This window comes from Kineosporia sp. R_H_3, from assembly GCF_002198675.1.
Taxonomy (GTDB): Bacteria; Actinomycetota; Actinomycetes; order Actinomycetales; family Kineosporiaceae; genus R-H-3.
In genome coordinates this window covers 1-3,483 of the sequence record NZ_MWLL01000032.1, presented here as the reverse complement: position 1 = coordinate 3,483, position 3,483 = coordinate 1, and the positions used below count along the sequence as shown (strand labels likewise).

Sequence of the window (3,483 nt, the reverse complement as noted above, 5' to 3'; positions counted from 1 at the left end):
GCGGGTGGGGCTCGAACCCACGACCCAGGGATTATGAGTCCCCTGCTCTGACCGGCTGAGCTACCGCCCCGGGCGCCACGTCGTCCCGTGCGGCGCCCCGCCAGCCTACCGATCGGCGGCACCCGGCTCGCGCCGTCCGGCGACCGGCCGGGCCCTGTGCCGGGGCGCTCCCCTCCCCCATGATGGGCAGCGGGGTGCCGACGACGGGAGCAGCCGATGCCGGACGAGCTGACGACGCCGGGCGTCTACGTCGCCGAGACGCCGACCGGGCCGCCGCCGGTCCCGGTGCTGCCGACGGCGGTCGCCGCGTTCGTCGGCCGGACGGCGCGGGGTCCGGTCGGTGAGCCGCGGTCGGTGCGCAGCCTCGAGGAGTTCGAGCGGGTCTTCGGCGGGCTCTGGCTCGGCGGCACGCTCGGTCACGCCGTCCGCGACTACTTCCTCAACGGCGGGGCGGAGGCCGTCGTCGTCCGGGTCCTGGGTGCACCCGTCGGCCCGTCGCGGGCCGCGCTCGACCTCGGGGGCGGTGTCGTCCTCGAGTCCGCCGACGAGGGGGCGTGGGGCAACGCCTTGCGCGCGCGGGTCGAGCACCCGCCCGGCGCGGACGACGTGACGGCGGCGCGCTTCACGCTCACCGTGCGGGACGGCGGCACCGGCGTCGTCGAGGTCTTCCCCGACGTCTGCCTCGACCCGGGCGACCCCCGACGCCTCGACACGGTGCTCGCCGCGTCGTCCGCGCTGGTCCGGCTGAGGTCCGGGACCGGGTCACCGCGGCCGCCGGCGTCGGCAGCCGCTGCGGCCGGTGCGGAGCCCTGGGCCGACCACGACCCGCCGACGAGCGTGCCCGTCGCCGCCGCCGACCGGGCGGACGACGGCGCGGCCCTCACCGCGGACGACTTCGTCGGGCCGCAGCAGGAGGCGCAGGGCCGGGGGCTGTTCGCGCTGCGCCGCGCCGACCTCTTCACCCTGCTCTGCATCCCGCCGTACCGGGCGGCGGACGGCAGCGACCCCGCCACCGAACCGCCGGAAAGCGTCGACGCGTCGGTCCTCGCCACGGCCTCGGCGCTGTGCCGGGCGCACCGCGCCGTCCTGCTCGTCGACCCGCCGCCCTCGTGGGTCACGGCGCAGGACGCCGTTGCCGGGGTCCGTGCGCTCGGGGTGGCCGGTTCGCACGTGGCGCTCTACTTCCCGCGGCTGCTGCAGCCGGACCCGTTGCGCGGCCACGCGATCCGCAGCGTCGCGCCGTCCGGCGCCGTCGCCGGGGTCGTCGCGCGCACCGACAGCACCCGGGGCGTCCGGCACCGCCCGCCGGGCCCGGGGCCGCCCTGCACGGGACGGCGGGCCCGAGCACGCCGGTGACCGACGGCGACCTCGGGGCCCTCGCGGCGGCGGGCGTCAACGCACTGCGGGTCCTCCCCGGGCACGGCCTCGTCGTCTGGGGCGCCCGCACGCTCGACGACACCGGCTCGGAGCGCACCTACCTGCCGGTCCGCCGGCTGCTGAGCACGATCGGGCAGAGCCTCGAACGCGGGCTGGGCTGGACGGTCTTCGAGCCCGCCGGCGAGGCCCTCTGGAGCACCGTCCGCCGCACCGTCGAGAACTACCTGCAGACCCTGTTCCAGCAGGGTGCATTCGCCGGCACCACGACGGAGGAGGCGTACTTCGTGCGGTGCGACCGGACGACGACGACCCAGGCGGACATCGACGCGGGCCGGCTCGTGTGCCTCGTCGGCGTCGCACCGCTGCGCCCCGCCGAGTTCGTCCTCCTGCGGATCGTGCGGCGCACCGCGGCCCCGTAGCCGGCGGCGGACCGGTCCGGCCGCCGCCCCCGGCTCAGGCGAGGACGACGTCCGGCCGCCGGGCCACCGCGAGCGCCGTGAGCGCGAGCGCCCCCGCGGCGTCGAGCACCGTCGCGTCGGCGGCCTCGGTGACGCAGTGCGCCGCGAACTCGTGCGTGTGGTTGACGGCCGGCCACGAGTGGATCGTCATGTCGGCGTGCAGGCCCGGCAGGGCCTGGCTCACGTCGCCGAAGTCGGTGGACCCGCCGAACGCGGCCCCGGCCGGGTCCGGCGTGAACGGGCGGCCGAGCGCCGCGCACGCAGCGGTGAACGCGGCGACCAGCCCGGCGTGCGGCTGCAGCGGCAGGTACGGGTTGCCGACGGCCTCGACCTCGATGCCCGTCCCCGTCGAGATCGCCGAACCCTCCAGGCAGGCACGCACCCGGTGCCGCAGGTCCTCGAGGTCGGCGACCGTGCGGGCCCGCAGGTAGTACTTCGCCTCGGTGCGTTCGGGGACGACGTTCGGCGCGTCACCGCCGTGGCTGATGATCCCGTGGACCTGCTGGAACGGCCGCAGGTGCTGTCGCAGCATCGCCACCGCCTGGTACCCGGCGACGACGCCGTCGAGGGCGTTGAGACCGAGCTCCGGCGCGGCGCTCGCGTGCGAGGCCCGCCCCCGGTACGTGACGTCCCACTCCTCGATCGCGAGGCTCTCGGGGCCGTAGTCGTCCCAGGGCGTCGGATGCATCATGACCGCCGCGTCGGCCCCCTCGAACGCCCCGGCGCGCAGCAGGTCGACCTTGCCGCCGCCGACCTCCTCGGCCGGGGTCCCGAGCACCGTGACCCGCAGCCCGGCGGCCTCGGCGAGCGGCGCGAGGACGAGACCGGCCCCGACCGCGGACGCCGCGATGACGTTGTGCCCGCACGCGTGCCCGACACCGGGCAGCGCGTCGTACTCGGCGCACACGACGACGTGCCGGTCGCCGGCGCCGGCCCGGGCGGCGAAGGCGGTGTCGAGGCCGTACGCGGCCCGTTCGACGACGAACCCGCCGGACTCCAGCAGGTCGGCGCAGCGGGCGGCGGCCCGGTGCTCGGCGTAGGCGAGCTCGGGGTCGGCGTTCACGGCGCGGGACAGCTCGAGGACCGGTCCGCGCCACTGCGCGACCCCGGCCCGGACGGCGGCCAGGTCGGCGTCGGTGAAGGCCGCGGGCTCGCTCTGGTGCTCGGACGACGTCACGCGCCGATCCTCGCACCTGCGGCGCCGGGGCGGTCGGACGACGGCCCGCCGACGGCCCGTCAGGTCGTTCCGCGACGGTCCGTCGACCCCCGGTGGACACCCTGTCGCGAGGCCGCCAACGGTCGTTGGCCGCGCTGGATCGAGATCCACCTCGTGCGGCAGGATCGCCGCGCAACGTGCGCCGGGACCGGTGCACGACCGTGACGCCGACCGGGGAGCAAGGGTGTCCAGGCGCGACGACGACAGGCGCGACGACAGCAGGCACGACGACCGGACGTGGTGGACGGACGCACCGGCGGAGCCGGCCGCGGCGGGCACCCTGCTGCCGATGACGGCGCCGTCCGACGGGCCGTCCGACCGGCCGTCCAACGGGCCGCACGAGGGCCGGGCCGGCGACGAGCTCTCCGCCGGCCCGCGGGACCGGTCGCTCCCCCGCGCCGGGCGGATGGTCACGGGTCGCTCGGTGGCCCC

Annotated in this window: 3 protein-coding genes and 1 pseudogene; 3 read left to right on the top strand and 1 reads right to left on the bottom strand. The window is 77.4% G+C overall.

The features are described from left to right. The first annotated feature begins 216 nt into the window (after positions 1–216). Positions 217–1,356 (top strand): hypothetical protein, encoded by a 1,140-nt coding sequence (locus ECOMGDLI_RS02625; protein WP_088313312.1) that lies wholly within the window; start codon positions 217–219, stop codon positions 1,354–1,356. After that, positions 1,353–1,796 carry a phage tail sheath C-terminal domain-containing protein gene (locus ECOMGDLI_RS34345; RefSeq protein WP_158220869.1) on the top strand — a complete coding sequence of 148 codons (444 nt, stop codon included), beginning with the start codon at positions 1,353–1,355 and terminating at the stop codon, positions 1,794–1,796. The genes ECOMGDLI_RS02625 and ECOMGDLI_RS34345 overlap by 4 nt, the downstream gene beginning before the upstream one ends. Positions 1,797–1,830: 34 nt before the next feature. On the opposite strand, the gene ECOMGDLI_RS02615 is transcribed toward ECOMGDLI_RS34345, so the two are convergent. Next, positions 1,831–3,012: a M20 family metallopeptidase gene (locus ECOMGDLI_RS02615; protein ID WP_158220868.1), complete on the bottom strand. Its 1,182-nt coding sequence runs from the start codon at positions 3,010–3,012 to the stop codon at positions 1,831–1,833. Positions 3,013–3,235: 223 nt separating this feature from the next. Here ECOMGDLI_RS02615 and ECOMGDLI_RS34340 point away from each other — a divergent pair. After that, a pseudogene (locus tag ECOMGDLI_RS34340) lies at positions 3,236–3,483 on the top strand (hypothetical protein); the annotation flags it as partial.